This window comes from Caulobacter sp. 602-1 (assembly GCF_003931565.1).
Lineage (GTDB): Bacteria > Pseudomonadota > Alphaproteobacteria > Caulobacterales > Caulobacteraceae > Caulobacter.
Map to the genome: position 1 here is coordinate 1 of NZ_RRYI01000193.1, position 277 is coordinate 277.

General features: G+C 69.3%; 1 protein-coding gene. It reads right to left on the reverse strand.

Annotated elements, in window-relative coordinates; all coding sequences use genetic code 11:
- Positions 1 to 262 (reverse strand): dihydrodipicolinate synthase family protein (locus tag EIK80_RS25825; RefSeq protein ID WP_233586957.1); only part of this gene is annotated, 262 nt, incomplete at its 3' end.
- Between the last annotated feature and the right edge of the window lie 15 nt (positions 263 to 277).

Genomic DNA, 277 nt, shown 5'->3' on the forward strand with positions numbered 1-277 from the left:
GGAAGGCCACGTCGTCGTTGGAGGAGTCCTTCACGCCGGCGAGCACGCCCTCCTGGCCAAGCTTGACGAGCAGGCCGCCGGGCAGCTTGGTGTGCACGCACACGGGGATGTCGTAGGCGAACAGCGGCAGCTCGGGCACGGCCTCGTGGATGAGGCGGAAGTGGCGCTCGATCTCCGGCAGGCCGCCGAGCGCATAGAACGGGCAGGTGGCCACGATCGCGGACGCGCCGAGCTCCTTCGCCTCCTTGGCGTGCTCGATCACGCGGTTGGTCTCGGT